Annotated in this window: 15 protein-coding genes; 7 read left to right on the plus strand and 8 right to left on the minus strand. The window is 56.1% G+C overall.

What is annotated here, in order from left to right; translation table 11 throughout:
• Nucleotides 1–37: 37 nt before the first annotated feature.
• From EKH79_RS09605 to EKH79_RS09635, 7 genes are all read right to left on the minus strand, one after another.
• Nucleotides 38–682 (minus strand): class I SAM-dependent methyltransferase, encoded by a 645-nt coding sequence (locus EKH79_RS09605; RefSeq protein WP_126673569.1) that lies wholly within the window; start codon nucleotides 680–682, stop codon nucleotides 38–40.
• Between the two features lie 86 nt (nucleotides 683–768).
• Nucleotides 769–1,932, minus strand: coding sequence for a rhamnosyltransferase WsaF family glycosyltransferase (locus EKH79_RS09610; RefSeq protein WP_126673570.1), 1,164 nt, complete (start codon nucleotides 1,930–1,932; stop codon nucleotides 769–771).
• Nucleotides 1,933–2,187: 255 nt separating this feature from the next.
• Complete coding sequence (locus EKH79_RS09615) at nucleotides 2,188–4,071, minus strand: glycosyltransferase family 2 protein (protein ID WP_233590256.1); 1,884 nt, start codon at nucleotides 4,069–4,071, stop codon at nucleotides 2,188–2,190.
• 178 nt (nucleotides 4,072–4,249) lie between these two features.
• Complete coding sequence (locus EKH79_RS09620; RefSeq protein ID WP_126673571.1) at nucleotides 4,250–5,941, minus strand: hypothetical protein; 1,692 nt, start codon at nucleotides 5,939–5,941, stop codon at nucleotides 4,250–4,252.
• 5 nt (nucleotides 5,942–5,946) lie between these two features.
• Entirely contained in the window at nucleotides 5,947–7,305 is a 1,359-nt protein-coding gene (locus EKH79_RS09625; RefSeq protein ID WP_199754213.1) for an ABC transporter ATP-binding protein, read from the minus strand.
• A complete protein-coding gene (locus EKH79_RS09630; RefSeq protein WP_325050592.1) occupies nucleotides 7,295–8,152 on the minus strand; it encodes an ABC transporter permease in 858 nt (285 codons plus the stop codon). The genes EKH79_RS09625 and EKH79_RS09630 overlap by 11 nt, the downstream gene beginning before the upstream one ends.
• 131 nt (nucleotides 8,153–8,283) lie before the next feature.
• Nucleotides 8,284–9,453 (minus strand): trans-sulfuration enzyme family protein, encoded by a 1,170-nt coding sequence (locus EKH79_RS09635; RefSeq protein WP_126673870.1) that lies wholly within the window; start codon nucleotides 9,451–9,453, stop codon nucleotides 8,284–8,286.
• A 358-nt stretch (nucleotides 9,454–9,811) separates the two neighbouring features.
• Here EKH79_RS09635 and rfbB point away from each other — a divergent pair, with 358 nt between their 5' ends.
• The 6 genes from rfbB (at nucleotide 9,812) to EKH79_RS09665 (ending at nucleotide 15,945) form a co-directional block, all read left to right on the plus strand.
• Nucleotides 9,812–10,861, plus strand: coding sequence for a dTDP-glucose 4,6-dehydratase (gene rfbB, locus EKH79_RS09640; protein ID WP_126673572.1), 1,050 nt, complete (start codon nucleotides 9,812–9,814; stop codon nucleotides 10,859–10,861).
• Nucleotides 10,858–11,745 carry a glucose-1-phosphate thymidylyltransferase RfbA gene (rfbA, locus tag EKH79_RS09645; protein WP_126673573.1) on the plus strand — a complete coding sequence of 296 codons (888 nt, stop codon included), beginning with the start codon at nucleotides 10,858–10,860 and terminating at the stop codon, nucleotides 11,743–11,745. The genes rfbB and rfbA overlap by 4 nt, the downstream gene beginning before the upstream one ends.
• Nucleotides 11,742–12,299: a dTDP-4-dehydrorhamnose 3,5-epimerase gene (rfbC, locus tag EKH79_RS09650; RefSeq protein ID WP_126673574.1), complete on the plus strand. Its 558-nt coding sequence runs from the start codon at nucleotides 11,742–11,744 to the stop codon at nucleotides 12,297–12,299. Before rfbA ends, rfbC begins: the two co-directional genes overlap by 4 nt.
• Nucleotides 12,296–13,231: a dTDP-4-dehydrorhamnose reductase gene (rfbD, locus tag EKH79_RS09655; protein WP_126673575.1), complete on the plus strand. Its 936-nt coding sequence runs from the start codon at nucleotides 12,296–12,298 to the stop codon at nucleotides 13,229–13,231. Before rfbC ends, rfbD begins: the two co-directional genes overlap by 4 nt.
• Nucleotides 13,232–13,234: 3 nt before the next feature.
• The gene (locus tag EKH79_RS09660; protein ID WP_126673576.1) at nucleotides 13,235–14,647 is read left to right on the plus strand and encodes a mannose-1-phosphate guanylyltransferase/mannose-6-phosphate isomerase; all 1,413 of its coding nucleotides are present in this window, start codon (nucleotides 13,235–13,237) and stop codon (nucleotides 14,645–14,647) included.
• 134 nt (nucleotides 14,648–14,781) lie between these two features.
• A complete protein-coding gene (locus tag EKH79_RS09665; RefSeq protein ID WP_233590257.1) occupies nucleotides 14,782–15,945 on the plus strand; it encodes an alkaline phosphatase family protein in 1,164 nt (387 codons plus the stop codon).
• A gap of 92 nt (nucleotides 15,946–16,037) precedes the next feature.
• On the opposite strand, the gene EKH79_RS09670 is transcribed toward EKH79_RS09665, so the two are convergent.
• Nucleotides 16,038–18,206, minus strand: a complete 2,169-nt coding sequence (locus tag EKH79_RS09670) for a S53 family peptidase (protein ID WP_158621221.1) — start codon at nucleotides 18,204–18,206, stop codon at nucleotides 16,038–16,040.
• A gap of 729 nt (nucleotides 18,207–18,935) precedes the next feature.
• Between EKH79_RS09670 and EKH79_RS09675 the strand changes: the two genes are divergently transcribed.
• Nucleotides 18,936–20,294, plus strand: coding sequence for an OmpP1/FadL family transporter (locus EKH79_RS09675; RefSeq protein WP_126673578.1), 1,359 nt, complete (start codon nucleotides 18,936–18,938; stop codon nucleotides 20,292–20,294).

The raw sequence follows: 20,294 nt of genomic DNA on the forward strand, positions 1-20,294 counted from the left end.
ACAAGTCGACCGACTATTACAGTGCAACGATATAGCCTTAGACCGCCCGCGTCGGCACGGACTCAACATCCACCAGAGGAGCGCGCCCAGCGACAGAGTATTCTCGAAGCGGGTACTGGAGACCGGGCGCTCGTGGTGAATCCTTTTTCACTCGCAGAAACACACCCCATTCAAGCGCGACGTTGAACATGTGTGTCAGGGCGAAGTTGAGTGGGATGTGCATGCCGCGAAGCTCTTCGAGGATCCCCGGATAAAGATTGTAATGGGTCCGCTCCCACAGAAAATATCCGTGCGAGTCGCCCAGATAGAAACGGTCGTACTCATAGCAAATGTGCTTAAACGACGTTTCACTAAAGAACGTGTAGTGGCCAAAGAGCAGACCATCGTCGCTCTTGCCGTATGGCGTCCAAATCTCAATAGTTGCATCGTGTCTGCATACTCGAAGCAACTCCCGGAATACCTCGGGATGGCGCTTGATATGTTCGAACGAGTGGCTTGAGTAAACGTAGTCGATGGAATCGTCTTCGAATGGAAGCCGATTATTTTCGTAATCCATAACCAAATCGACGCAAGGAGTCGAAAGGATATCGATACCGAAGAATCCATCTCGCTTGTTGCTCCCACAACCAAGCTCAAGTTGTCGGATGGTGGTGCTCGATTGCTGGCTTGCATGCATCTTCATCGACTCCACATTCAGACCGGGCGTACAGACGACGATATCGAACCAGTCGTTAACAGTACATAGAGCGCGGTGCCGTCACACTCCTGTCACACATTGCCGCGAGACACCACTCCTAATTTGTGCGCGGCCGCCGCTGCCAAGGGTCCAAACGCCTGCTCCGCCAGGAATGCGTGGTTTTCGGGCATGATCCAGGCGGGCACCATCGCCCGCTCATCCCAAGCGTCACATGCCGCAGAAAGGGCCTGCGCTATAGCTTCAGGCGTCATATCGAAGGTGGAGCGAATCACCGGCGCAAAGGTGGATAGATCTTTGTTCGCGTAGCTATTCGTCACGACTTCCATTCCGAAGGCCGCCATCTCGAGCGGCGGATAACTCGGATGTGGTGACACCATGAGTGACAAACCGATCGCTGATGTGCGCAGAAGCTCCGCGTAGTTGTCGATATCCAACTTGCCTAATGCCTTCAATTGGACCGGCCCAAGGTCGAGATCAGAAATGAGTTCGCCCGGGGTCACAATCTCCCACTGATTGGATCGAGGGTCATTCCACCCCCAAATCCGTAACGCTTCACATATCAGCGAAAACGCATTGCGCGGCGTCGACGGGCGCCCATACACGACGATGCGCCGTGACCTCGGTGACGTGGAAACACGTGCATGCGTCAATGCCGATCGTAGGCCGTCGTTGATCGTCGGTTCGAAAACGACTCTTCGAACATAATCGAGGCCTTGAGAAGCGAAATAGTCGGCCAGCAACGACGTATTGAAGATGCCCAGATCCTGCTTCGGACGATAGGTTGCAAGCGCGAGCGCCGACTGGCTCGACCAGGGATAGAAACCCGGCTCGAAGTCCTGAATCATGTACGCCAGTTTGCCCGGAGCGCCATAAGAGCTCTCCTGCCAAGCAGCAACCCGTTGCGCGGCGTAGGCTGTCCACCACGCGGTAGCCAGCCAATGATCGCCGGGGGCCACTGGCAGCGTCTTGCCATACCTATCGCTAAAGGAGACAACCTGCGCGTCGGCTATCGAGTCCTGCGCCGAAGCCACCGGCGAATACCGCGCAAAGCGTGCCAGTGCCGCATCGTCAGGCGGTGAATCGGTGAGGATGATGCGACTGGCCTCGAAATGCGTAGCCATCGCCTCAAACACCTGCACGGCAGTATGGATGCCACCAAAATAGTGCTGCGAATTGATCGACGGAACGAGCAGGTTCAGTCGACGCTTCTTGAACACCGACGTCCGTGGAGTCAAGGGTGTCGTTTCGTGGACATGCGTAGACGGCGCCTGAGCGTCTACCTGCCGATCGGCAAACCGGGTCAGATGTCTCGCAGCATAGCGAGCCGTGCGTCTCAGCAAATCACTCACGCATTTCTCCCGAGCACTGGCACGAGTGACATGCTGTTAAGGCTGCAGCTGAATTAAAAATCGCCGTCGCGCCGTGCCCCCGAGCGTATATCGCCTCCGCCAATGTCATAGGAAAGACCCACGCAAAAACACAGAGCGTATTCAATGCTGTTTCCTCAATTGAGGAACACAACTCAGATAGTCGAGGTTTTCATTGTAATAAGGGTCGCCTTCTGTCCTAAAAGGCGCATAAGCACGCTCAGATTGTTCAAAATCTCCGGCGGGGATATCTCGAGGATCTCTCGTCTTCGACTCGTGATGTATGAGCCTCGCTTCCGGAACATAAACATTCAACAGTCCACGCCGATAAGCGCGCAGGCAAAGCTCAACATCGCTGCCGCACACTTGAAAGCTTTCATCAAAACCTCCAAGCGCGTCGAATTTCTTTGCCTCAATTGCCATGCATGCGCCAGTAACCGCCAGCACGTTGCGCCGCATGATCGGAGAGACGTAGTTACTCTGTATGTGCAAAGGCTGCATACCCTTGAAGACATGATCAGCCCATCCACCCAGCCCCAGCACGACACCTGCGTGCTGAATAGTCATGTCACCATAAAGTAAAAGTGGGCCGCAAACTCCGACATCTGTGCGCAGGGCGTGCTCCACCAATCGACTTAACCACTCTGGGTCAATAATTTCGATGTCATTATTCAAAAAAACGAGCACATCACCCCTCGCCTGTTCAGCCGCGAGGTTATTTAGATAAGACCAGTTGAAAGGAACGTCGGCACGAATGAGTTTAATGACCCCACTTCCAGCCATGTCCTCCAGCCATCTCAACGTGGCGATCTCCTTCGACCCGTTGTCCACAACGATCAACTCATAGCGCGCGGCATCTGTCACCTTTTTAAGGCTACTTATGCACGTACGCAGCAAATCCAAACCATCTCGCGTTGGAATGATTATGCTGGAGTCTATCCCGCGGCTGTCTTGCGGTACCGGGTAACGCACGTCGTAGCAAAAGCTGTTGACTCCATCGCGCGCGATCGCCCCCGGATACACTTTGTCGAGGTATCTTTGCAATGCCGCGCGACCCGCATGATGCGCGTAAGGCTTCGAGTCCGCATTACCTGCCGTCGAGCCAGCATGCTGTCGCCAGTGATAAAGCACTCTCGAAATATGGTGCACTTCGGCACCACCAGCGATACACCTAAGTATCAAATCGTAGTCCTGCGCACCATCCATCGATGAGTCAAAAAGACCGACTTCATGTATAAGGTCGCGCCGGATAGCCACCAAATGCCCTAAGTACATTTGCGACAAAAATAGGTCCGGACTCCAGTCGGGCTTAAAAAAAGGAAATTTCCGACGACTGCTCTCATCGATACAGTCATGATCCGAGTAGATAATGTCGGTTTTGTCGCCATCCATAGCGGCCATTACTGCCGCCAACGCATCCGGATGCAGCAAATCATCGTGATCCAGCAACACGACGAACTTCCCCCGCGCAATCTTGAGAGCCTCATTAGAGGCTGCAGAAATTCCTCCACGCGCCCCCCCTTTCATGACGATTATCCGAGGGTCGGCCGCGGCTTCCTCTTGCAAGATATCATGTACGTGCTGCGCGCTTGATGCATCATCATAAATGCACAGTTCCCAATTAGAGTAACTTTGAGCACGCACACTAGCAATCGCCTCACGCAGAAACTCCTGCGGAGTTTCGCATGTCGGCATTAATACACTGATTAACTCGCCGTGTTCGCGCAACGCGACCCTCGGCTCCTGCGTAACAGTCCAAGAGCGATAAGCCTCGAAGCCATCGAGCCCTTTCTGAATTGGCGTACCACTTGGATTTGCGGCCAGCTTTGCCTGGTCGAATGCCATGACACGGCGGGAAAAAAAACGCGGACCCCGCATCACGTTTCGCAAGACGCGAACCATGATTTGCCACCTGCTCAGACCATCGGCTCTGGCCTGGTAGTAGCTTCTTCGCCCGGCTGATTGCAGCGCGCGAAGTTTTTTTAATAAGCTAATTCTCTGATTCATTTTCTCAATCTTGGCCAGCGTGCTTCAAAACCGCGTAGCCCGCGTGTGTATTTGCGATCAATGCACAACTGATGCGTCACCCCCATGATGAAACGAGTCGTCGTTGAGCACGCATTAACCGAACCATTTTAATTGACTAACGCTTCCGAAAAACGCAGCTGCCTTCGCCATAAGTGCGTCATTTTCTTATACGAAGTCGCCGCAAAATTCTAAAACCGATACTTCGTTGCAGTTCTTCGATCTGCAACTTCTGCTGTTGCAGGGCCGTCGTCAGACTTTCGATCTCCTGCAGCGACTTTGCATGTTCCACCCGTGTCTTCTGTAAATCTGCAGACGAACGCTCTTCGCTTCGCTGAATATCGTTCTGAAAATGCGTAGTCAGCTCAAGCCGCTCCCTAGCACGCGTCAAATCCTTGACTACATTCTCGTATTCAACCCGCTTGAGCTCCATTGCCATCGTGGCCAGCTGCCCACTGGCATCATCATTGGCATCGACAAGTTTCTTGCATTGGCTATTAGATTCGGCCAATTGTTCGCTCAACGACGAGTTTTTAGCGATCAGCTCATCGACGATGTCCAATGTGGAAAGCAATTCGATATCCAGTCGCAGAACACGCCCTCGGCGAAGAATGTCTTCAGGCCAAGTGAAAAGCACCTGCGGGTCGCTGTCGGTACGGACGAACCTCTTCTCAATTAAATCGGCTTCATATTTAGTAAAACCAATGAGCGAGAAATGCTTCCCCTGAGAAAAATTCCAAATAACCTGACTGTCATCATCCAGAAGAACAAGCGAATGGATGACGCAGTGAGCCGCACTATCCACAGGATCCAGTCGATACCGTGTACTAAAAGTTTCCGAATGGCTGTAATTGAGAAGCGGAAAATCAAGCTGGCACCGCCCCCCTTCCGTTAGCTCCATACGAGACTGACGCGTCTCATCAAAAGGCTGCCCTTCTTGAGCATAATAGAGCCGCGCACTGCTTTTCGATTTAGGTGACCCTCCGGACTTCTCCACCTGCTCCAAGCTACCCAGCAGCTCACTGAAGTCGACAACTTCATCAGCCAAATTGGATAATTTTTTCCAGCTCTCCGATGAATTGCCTGACGAGATGATCTGATCCACAGTCTCAACCATCCGCCGAGGCAATGAAGGAAGACTTTCGTTTGCCGTGTCCTGCTTCTGAGTGCGAAGCCCGTCGTCAAGAAATGAGCTGAGTGCATCTTTCCGCTCAATGATCGGAACCGACCAGTGAATACCCAGCGCATCCCCTAAACGCGTCAACGTGGACACCGGATCTCGCAAAAGCTGGTCATAGGCAACCATGTAACGAGGTGTGTCGCGCGTCGCAACTTCTGCTTCTGCCAAATGCTGCATCCACGACACAACACCGAAGGAACGACTGAAATGATGAACGCGCTCAAGCGACGCGGCCACTTCTATGGGTGACCGAGTCACAAATACGGTTGCCACCGGTATATCCAGTTCATGTAGCACGTCCAGCCACAAAGGCGCCAGGCGACACAAACGCGGATCCTTGATTCCCCAGAGAGGCACATCGGAAAAATCGCGCTTAATGAGCGCCTTGATATTCGCTCTTGCTTCCTGTGCGGCACTGCTCTTTAGCCAATCTTGTGGTAAAGGTTCCAGGCTGTGCCAAAAAGTCTTCATGGAATGCAGAAGCTGATCGTTGATTCGAACCGCATCCGCGTGTTCCCAGAACCCCTTCGCATTCATGTTTTCAGGGCTGAGCAGATGCGAACCAAGATCCATGCCCAGCAAGTTCAAGCATCGCGTCATGGCCGAGGTGCCGCTGCGATGCATACCGAGCACCAGAACACAGAGACGACTGGATTTAGATGACGCATTCATGGTTATCAAGTTCCTTCAAGTGCCTCAAGCGTCACACCATCGACTAGATTTACCCAGCCGGTCGACAAACGATCGGATGAAGCCATCACCTTGAACATCAGCACGTCGATTCGGCGATCAAGGTAAGTTTCCTCCTCACCGATACGCCCCAGCACTCCAGCATTCATGAAGTAAGCGCCTCCGGCCAGATCACAATCAAAACCGTAGCGCAAAGAGTACGTTTTACCGGCATCAACTATTTCGATCGCATTTTGACTAGCCGCACTGACGGCGCCGGCAATTTCTATGCCCGTAATAGACTTGATCATCATGCCAAACCGCACGCCTACTATGGTCTGTTCAAACTTGACCTGATAAACGTAAAAGTAGCGCTCACCAGCATTTAGAACGTTGACTCGCCGTCCATCCATGGTCTCCAGATGAGGGTCATGGATCACAGCTCCCTGGCTCGAGTATATGACTTCACTCTGCGACTTCAGATTTTCGTCGTAATACGCCTCGATTACATCGTGTTTCTTTACCTGAGATGGTTCAGGCGCATTGCTCGTGGCGCTAGTTACCGTGAGCGCAGGAGCGCCGCCCTTATATTCTTGCCGCATAGCCAAGCGGAGCTCCATAGCCCGCTCCTCTGGCGCATAAAGCATTCGCTGATATCGGGAAATGACCGCCTTAGGTAACCCATCTGCAAGAACTTCACCTCGATCCAAAAGGATCGCACGATCGCAAAGCTCCACCACAATGCCTGCGGAATGTGAGACGAACAGAACGGTGCACCCGGCATCGCGCAATTTGTCTATTCGCGCAAAACACTTCCGCTGGAACGCTTCATCGCCCACAGATAAAGCCTCGTCCACTACCAGTAAGTCGGGCTCGACGTGAATGGCGACCGCAAATGCCAAACGCACATACATGCCGCTGGAGTACGTTTTTACTGGCCGGTCTATAAATTCCCCAATTTCAGCAAAGGCAAGAATTTTGTCCAGGCGCTCCGTAATCTGAGCGCGCGTCAATCCCAGCACGGTGCCATTGAGATAAACGTTTTCAAGGCCAGTGAACTCCGGATTAAAACCTGCTCCCAACTCCAGTAGCGCAGCAACCCTGCCTCGTACATGCACGTCGCCGAATGTTGGCGCAAGCGTGCCACAGAGAATTTGCAGCAATGTGGACTTTCCGGAACCATTGCGGCCGACGATTCCCACTGTTTCGCCGCGTCGGATGGAAAAGTTAACGTCGGAAAGCGCGCAGAACTCACGATGCCATTTGCTTCCGCCAAAGATCATCTGCATCAGACGATAGTGAGGCTTGTCATAAATGGGGAATACCTTTGCAACCCCTTTAGCCTCAACGATCAGTTCAGAGGACATCGGCGAAGCCCCTTTGCGTGGCCATAAACCATGCATGACCTAGCCAAGCGACAAAAAAACCAATCGCAGTCGCCAGGGCAAGCTCGGACCAATCGGGCATCGCTCCAACCAAAGCAACCGTACGCGCCTGATCGATGAAGAACGTCAGTGGATTCAAGTAAAACAACCTCTGCAAAGCGTTCGGCAGAATATTCACTGGAACGATGGCCGAGGACAGAAAGAGTAAGGCCGTAGCCAGAACCGGCATGACCTGACTTATATCCCTGAGATACACACCAAGGGATGCCAAAAACCACGAGACGCCAAGGGTCACAAGCATCAACGGTATGAAAATGATGGGCACTATCACAATGGTCGCGTGCAACCTTTGCTCAGTAGCAAGCATCAACAAGGCCAATACACATGTATTGATCAGCGCATGGAAAATTGCTGAAAAGATCATTGGCCAAGGAAGAATATCCAGCGGGAAAACTACTCGCTTGACGAAGTTGGGATTGGCCACAATCAGTGTGGCAGCACGAGTTATGCACTCCGAAAAAAATCCATGCACAATCAAGCCCACGAATAAAATGACTGCGTAAGAATGGTTGCCTCCAGCACTTTGCGGCCAACGACTCTTCAACACCTCGCCAAAAGCAAAAGCATAAACACCCAACATCAGAAACGGGCTAATTACCGACCATGCCAACCCGAAGCTGGCACCGCGATATCGCCCCAGAACTTCACGCTTACTGAGCTCCCACACCAACGATTTATGCCGGGTCAAAGACGCAAATGGCCACTCCCATCTCCTGCGCTCTTGCAGTTCCGTGACGTCACTCCGGCCACCCTGAGTGGATTTACTCAATTTACTTTCTCCCGAACGTGCAATTCACGGCACCGATTGAAAAGTTGGCGCATCTACTTGCCCTTGTACGTACCGTACGCGCGACCAGCATGGACCAACACAGACTTCATCGATGCTCTGCAGACACCAAACTAATTGGACAATGCAACTGACAGTTCACGCTGCAAATCCAGAATATCCTCTACTCCCACCGACAGCCTTACCAGGCCATCGCTAATGCCTAACCGCTTGCGATTGGCTGCGGGCACGGAAGCGTGCGTCATGATCGCGGGATGCTCTATCAAGCTCTCTACTCCACCAAGCGATTCAGCCAGCGCAAAGAGCTCGCAACGTTCCAACATGCGCCGAGCCTTTTTCAAACCGCCCTTGATTTCTACGCTAATGATCCCGCCGAAACCGTCCATCTGCCGCTTGGCCAATGCATGCTGGGGATGGCTCTTAAGGCCCGGGTAAATCACCTTTTCTACGGCGGGGTGCTTTTCCAGCCAGCGCGCCAGGTCCGACGCTCCTTCGCAATGCGCCTTCATGCGCAGATGCAGGGTCTTGAGTCCGCGCATGGCAAGGAATGCATCAAACGGACCGCCCACAGCGCCGACGGAGTTCTGCAGAAAGCCCATCTGCTCGGCCAGTTCGCGGGTGCCTGCGACCACAATGCCGCCCACCATGTCGGAGTGACCATTTAAATATTTGGTTGCCGAGTGCAGCACTAGATCAGCCCCGTGTTCCAGCGGGCGCTGCAGCATGGGAGAGCAGAACGTGTTGTCGACCACCAGGATCAAGCCGTGCTTTTTGGCGAAGCGGGCGACCTTGGACAGATCCACCAGCTTCAGCATCGGATTGGTCGGTGTCTCGGCCCAGATCATGCGCGTATTGGGCTTCAAGGCCGCTTTGAGCGCGTCGCCGTCGTTAAGGTCGATGAAGCTGAAATCCAGCCCAGCCGAACGTCGGCGCACTCGTTCGAATAGCCGGTAGCTGCCACCGTAGAGGTCGTCCATAGCGATGACGTGGCTACCGGAATCAAGCATATCCAGCACCGTCGCCGCCGCGGCCAGGCCCGATGCGAAGGCGAAACCGGCGGCGCCGCCCTCCAGGTCTGCTACGCAGCGCTCATACGCCATTCGCGTAGGATTTTGCGTTCGCGAGTACTCGTAGCCTTTGTGCTTGCCCGGGCTCTCCTGCACGTAGGTGGAGGTGGCGTAGATGGGCGTCATGATGGCGCCGGTGCTCGGATCAGGATGCTGGCCGGCGTGAATGGCGCGGGTTCCCAAACCTAGCGGATTGTTCTTCTTGGACTTTTTCATGGTATTGGCGGCCCCGTCTTGCCATGGAAATCGGTAACAAACGAGCCATATTACCGTTTCACGCTGAACAGCTGAAATAAACGGCGCAAACCGCCAAAGGCTTACTGCTCGGCGCAGCGTCTCCATGACTCGATCCCAGACCGCCGCCGATAGTCGCCTCTGCGCACCGAAAGCCTAGTTTTTTGACGGGTAAATCTAGCTCCCCCACTTACGGGAGATGGAGCTGCCAGGGCCAGATGAACAACCATACTCCGGCGTCCGACTACACAGATATGAATGCGCTCTAGCCCTGTGCTTCACAGGGCAGTCCGACGAAACCCGCTCTATGACAAAATGTGCGGCCACCTCGGAGGGTCAGATGAAAACTTTGCTCGTTACCGGCGGAGCCGGTTTTATTGGCGCCAACTTCGTGCTTCAAGCTGTGGCGGATGGCTTGCGCGTAGTGAATCTGGACATGCTCACCTACGCGGGCAACCTCGACACGCTGGAGCCCTTGGCAGATAACGACCGTCACGTTTTCGTGCAAGGCGATATCGGCGACCGCAACCTGATCACCCGTTTGCTGGCCGAACACAAGCCGAGCGCCGTAGTGAACTTTGCCGCCGAATCCCACGTCGATCGTTCGATCGACGGCCCCGCGGCGTTCATCCATACGAACGTGGTGGGCACCCTGGGTCTGCTGGAATCCACTCGCGACTACTGGCGCGAGCTGGAAGGCAAAGCGAAAGACGAATTCCGCTTTCTGCACGTTTCGACCGATGAGGTTTACGGCTCGCTCGGCGCAGAAGGCAAGTTCACCGAAACGACGCCTTATGCGCCCAACTCGCCGTACTCGGCCTCCAAGGCAGCCTCCGATCACCTGGTGCGCGCGTTCCATCACACGTATGGCTTGCCAACGCTCACCACCAACTGCTCGAACAACTACGGTCCGTATCAGTTCCCTGAAAAACTGATTCCGCTGGTCATCCAGAAAGCACTCGCTGGCGAGTCGCTGCCGGTATACGGCGATGGCATGAACATTCGCGACTGGTTGTTCGTGGGCGATCATTGCTCCGCCATTCGCCGCGTGCTCGACGCGGGCAAGGTGAGCGAAACCTATAACGTGGGCGGTAACGCCGAACGCACCAACATCACTGTGGTGAAGACCATTTGCGCACTGCTGGACGCGCACCATCCGCTTCCCGATGGCCGCGCACGGGAATCGTTGATTACCCACGTGAAAGATCGCCCCGGTCACGATCGCCGCTATGCGATCGACTCCAGCAAATTGCAGCGCGAGCTCGGCTGGCAGCCATCGCAGTCGTTCGAAAGCGGAATAAAGCAAACGGTAGAGTGGTATCTCACTCATCAACCCTGGGTACAACGTGTACTCGATGGCAGCTACCGGATGGAGCGGCTGGGCGTATGAGCAAGCGCAAGGGCATCATTCTCGCCGGCGGTTCCGGCACGCGTCTTTATCCCATCACCCAGGCCGTCAGCAAACAGCTGTTGCCGGTCTACGACAAGCCGATGATTTTTTATCCGCTGTCGATGCTGATGCTCGCGGGCATCAAAGATGTGCTGGTGATCAACACGCCGCATGAGCAAGCGCTCTTTCAGCGCCTGCTGGGTGACGGATCGCAGTGGGGCATCAATATCCAGTACGCCGTGCAGCCTTCTCCGGATGGGTTGGCGCAGGCGTTTGTCATCGGCCGCGATTTCATCGGCAGCGATCCAAGCTGTCTGGTGCTGGGTGACAACATTTTCTACGGCGTGGGTCTTACCGAGCGTCTGAAGCGGGCGGATTCGCGCGATCATGGTGCCACGGTGTTCGGTTATTGGGTCCGCGATCCGGAGCGTTACGGTGTCGCTGAATTCGACGCCAGCGGGCGTGTTGTAGGGCTGGAAGAAAAGCCGTCCAAACCCAAATCGCACTACGCGGTGACGGGTCTGTACTTCTACGATTCGCGCGTCTGCGATTTCGCAGCCGATCTGAAGCCGTCGCCACGCGGCGAATTGGAGATCACGGATCTCAACCGTCGTTATCTCGAAGACGGCTCGCTGCATCTGGAACAACTCGGCCGCGGTTACGCATGGCTCGATACCGGCACGCACGAATCGTTAATGGAAGCCGGCAATTACATCGAGACCATCGAAAACCGTCAGGGCCTGAAAGTGTGCTGCCCTGAAGAGATTGCGTACATCAATGGCTGGATCGATGCCGAGCAGGTGAAGCGACTTGCCGCGCCGCTGGCCAAAACCGGTTACGGCCAATACCTGCTCAATCTGATCGAACAAGGACACGTGGGATGAAAATCGTCCAGACCTCACTCCCTGGCGCGGTCGTCATCGAACCCCAAGTGTTTGGCGATGCACGCGGCTTCTTTTACGAAAGCTATAACAAGGCCAAGTATGTCGCGGCCGGCATCACGGCTGATTTCGTTCAGAGCAATGTCTCGCGTTCGAGCAAAGGCGTATTGCGCGGACTGCATTATCAGTGGCCCAACCCGCAAGGCAAACTGGTCAGTGTGCTTGAGGGTGAGGTCTACGACGTTGCCGTCGATATCCGTCGCGGCTCGCCCACGTTCGGTCAATGGGCCGGCGTGATGCTTACTGCGGAGAATCACCGTCATTTCTGGATACCGGAAGGTTTTGCACACGGCTTTTGTGTGCTTTCCGACAACGCCACGTTCTCGTATCAGTGCTCGGCGCTTTACGACGCCAAGGCCGACGCGAGCGTGCTCTGGAACGATGCGAGCCTCGGCATCGATTGGCCGATCAGTGCGCCACAGCTTTCCGAGAAAGATCTCAAGGCACCGCTGCTCGCCGACATTCCTGCGGACCGACTGCCTGTGTTTGCCGAATGAATATTCTCCTGCTTGGCGCGAACGGTCAGCTTGGCCGCAGTTTTCTCGAACAAGGTGGCTTGTCTGCACTGGGTGACGTCACCGCCGCGAGCCGCGACGGTAAGCGTGTCGATGGTGGCGCGGCTGAAGTGGCCGATCTCTCTGCACCGGAAACATTGACGACACTGTTGGACAAACTGCGTCCCGGCATCATCGTCAACGCCGCCGCTTATACGGCGGTGGATCGCGCCGAGCAGGAAGAAGATCTGGCCACGCGCGTCAACGGTGAAGCCGTCGGCGTGCTCGCCAACTGGGCTGCCACCAACCATGCGTTGGTGGTGCACTACTCCACCGATTACGTTTTCGACGGTAGCGCGACGTATCCTTATCCGGTCAATGCATCGACCGGCCCACTTGGTGCATACGGTCGTAGCAAGCTCGCGGGCGAGCGCGCACTGGAAGCGAGCGGCTGCGATTACTTCGTGCTGCGCACGGCATGGGTTTACGCCGCACACGGTCAGAATTTCTTGCGCACGATGTTGCGATTGGGCGCGGACCGCGACGAGCTGCGTGTGGTTGCCGATCAGCAAGGCGCGCCTACCAGCACCGATCTGATCGTTCGCGCCACGCTCGCCGCCATCACCGCCTGGCAACAAGCCGATGCCTCTCAGCGCACTACGATGCGTGGCGTCCATCATCTCGTCGCCAGCGGCCATACCAGCTGGCACGGCTTTGCCAGCGCCATTTTCCAGAAAGCCCATGCCCGCGGATTGATCGAACGCGTTCCGCGCGTCCTGCCCATCACGACGGCAGAATTCCCTACACCAGCCAAGCGTCCCCCCTGGTCGGTGCTGGACAATACGGGATTCCAGCAGCGATTTGGTTATGCTCTGCCGGACTGGCAGGATGGCCTTAACGAAGTGATCGAAACCCTTTCCAACCAGGCTCGCTGAATCATGTTGATTCCTTTGATCCTTAGCGGCGGCAGCGGCACGCGCCTATGGCCCGTGTCTCGCCGGAACCTGCCAAAGCAGTTCCTGTCGCTGAGCGGCGACGGCACCCTCTTCCAGCAAACCGTGGCGCGCACGCAGCGCCTGCCCGATGTGCGGGCACCCATTGTGGTGGCCAGTGAGGATCATCGCTTTCTGGCTGCCGACCAGTTGCTGGAAAGCGGCGTCACAGGCGCCAGCATCGTGCTTGAGCCGGTGGCTCGCAACACAGCTCCGGCGATTGCGCTCGGCGCGCTGAAGGCCATGGAGCAAGACGCCGATGCGCTGCTGCTCGTGCTGCCCGCCGATCATCTGATCGGCGACACGAAAAGCTTCACCGACGCGGTGAGGCAAGCGTTACCCGCGGCAAAACAAGGCTGGCTGGTGACGTTCGGCATTCACCCAGACCGTCCGGAAACAGGCTTTGGCTACATCCGGCGTGCCGAATCGATCGGCGACAATGCCTATCGCGTTGGAAAGTTTGTCGAGAAGCCGGATTTGTCCACGGCCGAGTCGTATCTGAAAGACGGCGGCTACGACTGGAACTCCGGCATGTTCCTGTTCAAGGCATCGCGTTATCTGGAAGAACTGGGAACGCACGCACCCGCCATGCTTGCCGCGGTACGCCAAGCCTACGCAACCGGTCACAAGGATCTGGATTTCGTGCGCGTGGATGGCGATGCCTTCGCCAAGGTTCCGGATAACTCGATCGATTACGCGGTAATGGAAAAAACGTCCCACGCTGCGGTGATTCCGGTCGATTGCGCGTGGAGCGATATCGGCTCGTGGTCGGCGCTGTGGATGTCCGGCGAGCACGACGCGCAGGGCAATCAGCGCGAAGGCGACACGATGGCGATCGACACGCGCAATTCGCTTTTGCGTTCGCACGACCGCCACATGATCGCCACCGTCGGCGTGGAAGATCTGGTCATCGTCAGCACGCCCGATGCCACGCTGGTCGCACATCGCAATGCGGCGCAGGACGTGAAGAAAGTGGTCGATCAGCTGAAAGCATCCGGCCGCACCGAACACTCCTTCCATCGTGTGGTTCATCGCCCGTGGGGCAGCTACGACTCGCTCGAAGCGGGCGGCCGGTTCCAGGTCAAGCGCATTGTCGTCAAGCCCGGCGCGAGCCTGAGCCTGCAAAAGCATCATCATCGTGCGGAGCACTGGATCGTGGTGTCCGGTACTGCGGAAGTCACCTGCGACGAGAATGTATTCCTGCTCGGTGAAAATCAGAGCACGTACATCCCGCTCGGCAGCGTTCACCGCCTGCGCAATCCGGGCAAGATGCCGCTCGAGCTGATCGAGGTGCAATCCGGCAGCTACCTCGGCGAAGACGACATCGTCCGCTTCGACGACGTCTACGGACGCGCTTGATAGAAGCGCTCTGACACCAGCGCGACTTGATACTGTCGCGTCTTGGCGCTGCAATAGCCTTGTTGCCTGCCTGCTTATGCAGACAGGCTGTCAGTAGCAGCGGTGCTTCGCTGCATCCATCAAGGAACTTGCAGATGTTTCGTTACGCATCGTCTGGCTTCGGCATGCACCGTGTGTTCATGCGAAAGCTTGCCAGCCTCGCCACACTGATCGCCGTGCTGGGCACCTCCACCGCCTGCCTCGCGGCAAAGAATGCGGCATCCCCCATGCCGCCAGTGCGCCATGTTTTCATCATCATGCTGGAGAACGAGTCCTACGCGGTGACGTTCGGCCAGAACTCGCTGGCACCGTATCTGGCTAACGACCTGCCCAAGCAAGGCGCGCTGCTCCCCAATTTCTACGGCATCGGCCACAACAGCCTGGACAATTACATCGCGATGATCAGCGGCCAGGCACCCAACCCGGCCACGCAGGACGACTGCACGACCTTCAGCGAATTTGTGCCGTCCGCGGCGAAGCCCGACGCGAATGGCCAACTACCGGGCATCGGCTGCATTTATCCGAAACATGTCGACACGCTTCCCAATCAGCTCAGCGCGGCGGGTTTAACCTGGAAAGCGTACATGGAAGACATGGGTGCGGATCCTTCACGTGAAGCCGCCACATGCGGACATGTTGCTATTGGTGCAGATGATCCAACGCGTCACGCGACACCGAACGACCAGTACGCCGCCAAGCACAATCCGTTCGTCTACTTTCACTCGATCATCGACGACAAGTCTTACTGCGACACGCACGTCGTCAACTTGAATGCGCTGACGAACGATCTGGCCCACGTTGCAACAACTCCCAATTTCGCTTACATCACGCCAAACCTTTGCAACGATGGGCACGATGCACCGTGCAAGAACGGCGATCCAGGCGGCCTGATTTCCGCCAACGCATTTCTGAAGACGTGGGTGCCGCGCATTCTCAACTCGCCCGCGTTCAAGAAAGACGGCCTGCTGATCGTCACCTTCGACGAAGGTACCGATGGTACGGCCTGCTGCAATGAGCAGCCGCTACCGGGCGGCCCGCAACCCGGACAGTTTGGTCCGGGCGGCGGACAAATCGGCGCAGTGTTGCTGTCGCCTTTCATCAAACCTGGCACAACGTCCACGACGCCGTATAACCACTACAGCTTGTTGCGCACGCTCGAAGACATCTTTGGCGTGAAGCATCTCGGTTATGCCGCCGCCGACTCGTTGCAGCCCTTTGGCAGCGACGTGTTCACCGCACATCCTGCATCACAAAAATAGATCGTCCAGACACTTTTCCAGGTTGAAAAAAGACGCCTCCTGATTGCTCAGGAGGCGCTGGAAGGAACTACAACATCGTTAACGACTAATACTTACCAAGCCGACGCATAGACCAGGTTGTAGGCGTTCACCGAGCCGATACCGGTGGCGAAATCCCAACCCGTGCCCGTGCCATAGGCCTTGTCATAGGCGGACGTGGACGTCGACAGCACACCGTACGTGCCCGAGGGCTTGTAGCAGCTGTGCGTGCCGGTGCAGTTCACATCCATATCGCCCTGGGTGATGTCGTAGAAGATGCACGACGTACCCACAGCGTTGCCGTTGCTGGAGTTGCAGGTGCTGCTGCCGGATGCGCCGTACTCCGTGTTAGCCAGGGAGTAGTACACAGAGTCCGGATTGCCTGCGCCGGTGGTGAAGCCGTTGTGCTGATCAACCAGTGCCTGGATACCGGCCATGATCGGCGAAGCGAACGACGTGCCACCTGCGCCGGACCAGCCGCTTGGAGCGCCCGTGCAAGGCTCGGATCCGTCGTTTTTGCCGGCGGTGCTGGAGTTGCTATAGCAGTAGACGTAGTAGTGACCCCACAGACCATTCGCCGCGAACAGCGAGACGTCCGGGATATCGCGCACGCCGTCAGACGGATTGCCGACCAGACCAGACTGCCACGACGGCTTGGGCCAGCCCGCACACGTGCCGCTGACGACACCGCTGGTGCTGGCTTTGCCGGTCGCACAACCGCTGGGGCCACCGCTGCCGGAACCCGTCGTCAGGAAGTCCGCTTTACCGGTGCTGCTATTGCAGAAGCCAGTCGAGCCGTAGGGCGTGCTGTAGCCTTCTTTCGAGGACAGCAGTACGCCCGCGCAGGAGTCGTTCCACGGAATTTCATTGATGTACGACAGTGCCGACTCGTAGGTCGAGCTGTTGGTCGAGCTCCAGTACGTGCTGTTGGTGCCGGCATAGGTATCGCCGAAGTCGGTACCACCCACCGCCACGTTGTACGGTGTGGAAGCAAAACCGCTTACCGCGATGCCGTGCGTTGCATTGGCCTGGTCCGCATCGCAGCTGGCCGCGCCTTCGTCACCCGAAGAGACGAACACCGAGATACCTTCCGCCGCCGCACTCTCGTACGTCGAGCTGTAGGCCGCATTCTGCGTGGCGCCGTTTTCCGCTTCGCACTCACCGTAGCTCACACTCCAGATCGTCGGCGCAGAACCTGCTTCAAGCAGATCTTCCATCGCGATCAGGCCACCAAACGTGGTCGACGTGTCTTTGCACGACACGAGTTCGAGTGTCGCACCCGGTGCAGCAGCGCCCGCGTACTCCACGTCCAGCTCGGCTTCGCCGTCGTTACCGACAACGTCACCCGGGTTGGTGCAGCTTTCCGGATGAACCTGGCTGAAGGTGGCGGTCGGCAGGCCGAAGGTCGAGCGGAAAGTGGTGATGTCACTGGTCGAATACACGTTGGTGTCTTCGATCAACGCAATCGTTTCGCCGGTGCCGGTGACACCCGCGTTGAACACGGAGGTCAGATTGTAGATCTTCGCCAAGTCCGCCGGCGTCACCGCTTGAAAGGTGGAACCGCTTTCGGTGAACGTGTAATCCACATGCTCCTTCTTGTTGGTGTGCGGACGGAAGTCGTTGAGCGACACCACGCCATCGACCACACCTGCGAATGCCGCCGGAATCTGCGGATCGCTCATGTTGCCGATGTGGCTTTCGCCCTTCACGTTCAGATGGTGGATTTCGGTGGCGAACGCCTGACGCACCTGCCCGGCCGTACCGGAGAAGTCGATCGTCATGCCGTTGCCGTACACGCGATTGACGGTGAAACCCTGTGCGGTCAGCCAACTGGTAATCGCATCGACGTCCATCTGCGACGGACCGTATTCCGCACCGAGCTGGGCATTGGTCAGCCATTGATGATAGTTCGGCGAACCCTTCGTGACCTGCTGCTGCATCAGTGCCTGCAGCGCCTGCTCACGATCTGCAGGGCGCTTCAGTTGCAGCAACATGTGATCCATCGTGGTCGTGTCGGCAACGCGACCCTGATCGTTGCTGGCCGTTGCAAAAGGCGATGTATTGCCCGCAAGCATGGTGCGATCATTATTGTTCGGCGATTGCGTAATTTGCGGCTTCGACAGCATGCCGAGCGTGCCGGCATGACTGCTGTTGGCATACATCGACGCCACACTCATGGCTAAAACGGTCAACACAAACTTGGCAGCACGATGGCCGCCATGACGTACGGATCCAAATCTCACGTGTGTTTCTCCCCAAGGAGTATTTGTAAGAAGTGGTGTTCGCAGATCTGTGATGCGTCCCAAAACAAGCGGCGACATGGCAGAGCCACGATGCACCAAACGCAAATCCAAAACGTGTCTTGCTGATTGCTTGTCTTACGTGCTGCCACGTTCCCCCGTTGCATGGCAGCGATGACACTTTCGCGACTCTTGTGTGCTCTGGGTCGCTCTTTTCTCCCCGTGTTCATTTCTATCATGCACTTCACATGATCGAAATATGACAGCAGCATGAAACAGATCACATTCTGATGTAGGCGCAAAATGTTTCGTTTTTTTCGCGCACTCACGTTGCACATGTCGGCAACGACACACGCAAACGATTACATCACCCAATGATTTTTTTGATGCGCGCGCAACATGGTATCGGCATGACACACCAACATTGCGGCATAAAATCCGTATGCCGATGTTTGATGCAATGCAATCGAATGCACAGAAAAGAACCAACGCATTAGTCGATTAGCAATGTGAGTTCGCATGGGAATATCGATCAAAACGATAGAGCGTTAGCACGCAAAGGCCATAACGCTTTCAGGTCTGAAAAATCGCAGCTAAGTGTTTGAGGTCATTGGCAGCTTTAGTGATATCTTGAGCATCAGCGAAACGATTCCTGGACTGGGGAGTCCATCAGACGCTTAGCGTCTAGGAATTTTTCGTAGTTCGCGCTCACCGCCTATAAGGAAAACGAACATGACTCTTCGCCCCATGGTCCGCCATGGTTCGCTTGCCGTGGCTTTGCTTACCGCGCTGACATTGCCTGTTATCGCCCATGCCGGTGCATTCCAATTACCGACTGACAATGCCGCAGGCTGGGCGCGTGCCGATGCAGGCGGCTCGCTTTTTCCGGACGATCCCACGGCTGCCTACAACAATCCCGCAGCGATGGCGTTTTTTACCGGCCCGATGTTTCAGCTCACCGGCATCCAGATCCGGCCCAGCGCCGTTTTTCACGGACAGACCGAAGACGTAGACGGCAATCCGACCACCGGCGGCAATCCCAACGGCTTTGGCAAGTTCGTTCCGTTTCCGAACTTCGCATGGGCGTTGCCAGTGAACGATCGTCTTACGCTAGGCGGCGCACTCACCGTGCCGTTCGGGCTGGAAAGCCAATACAACTCGTCGTGGCGCGGCCGCTACTTCGGCACCGAAACCTACCTTGAAACGGCTAACTTGAGTTTCTCGGCGAGCTTCAAGGTCAACGATCAATTTTCGCTCGGCCTGGGAGTACTCGGTCAGTACACCAAGGCCTCGCTCGATACCGTGGCCGATGCTTACGGTGCAGCACAAGCGTTGTTTGGTATTCCGCTCCCACCGCAGCAGGCGGACGTGCAACTCAACGTCAATGCACGACGGAAGTTTTCCTTCGGTTATCTCGGCGGCTTGGTCTACAAACCCACCGACCGCGATACGTTCGGCATGAGTTATCACTCGCGCATCGATCAGACGCTGAGCGGTTCCTACAATCTTTACGGAAGTGCTGCCGGCAAACAGTTACTGGCCGAAGCGCCGTTGCTCGATCCGGCGTTGCCATCGATCAATCCGAATGGCGGCCCAGTCAGCGCCGTATTCGATACACCGGCCTTTGCCAGCACAGACTGGTTGCACGTATTCACCGATCGACTGTCCATCGCCGGCACCATCAAATGGACGCAATGGTCCAGCTTCCAGGACCTCGTGCTGACATCGAAGGGCCAGACAATTTTCGCGCTGCCGGAACATTTCAAGAACAGCATGATGTATGCCGTCGGTGGCGACTACAAACTCAACGATGCATGGACCTTGCATGCAGGCGTTGGCTTTGACGAAACCCCGACCAACGCCACCGACCGTGATCCTCGTGTGCCAGATGCCGATCGCAAACTGCTTGGCTTCGGCGTGGGATACAAGGTCAGTGAAAAACTCAGCTTCGATGTCGGCTATCAGCACGAGTTCGTCAACAACGCACAGGTGCATATGACCAATCAGCCGATTCTTGGTGCAAGCTCGATCAACGGTTATTTCGTTGATACCGGCGATATCCTGAGCCTGACTGGCACGTATCGCTTCTGA

The sequence above is a fragment of the Dyella dinghuensis genome (genome assembly GCF_003977615.1).
In the GTDB taxonomy this organism is placed as follows: domain Bacteria; phylum Pseudomonadota; class Gammaproteobacteria; order Xanthomonadales; family Rhodanobacteraceae; genus Dyella_B; species Dyella_B dinghuensis.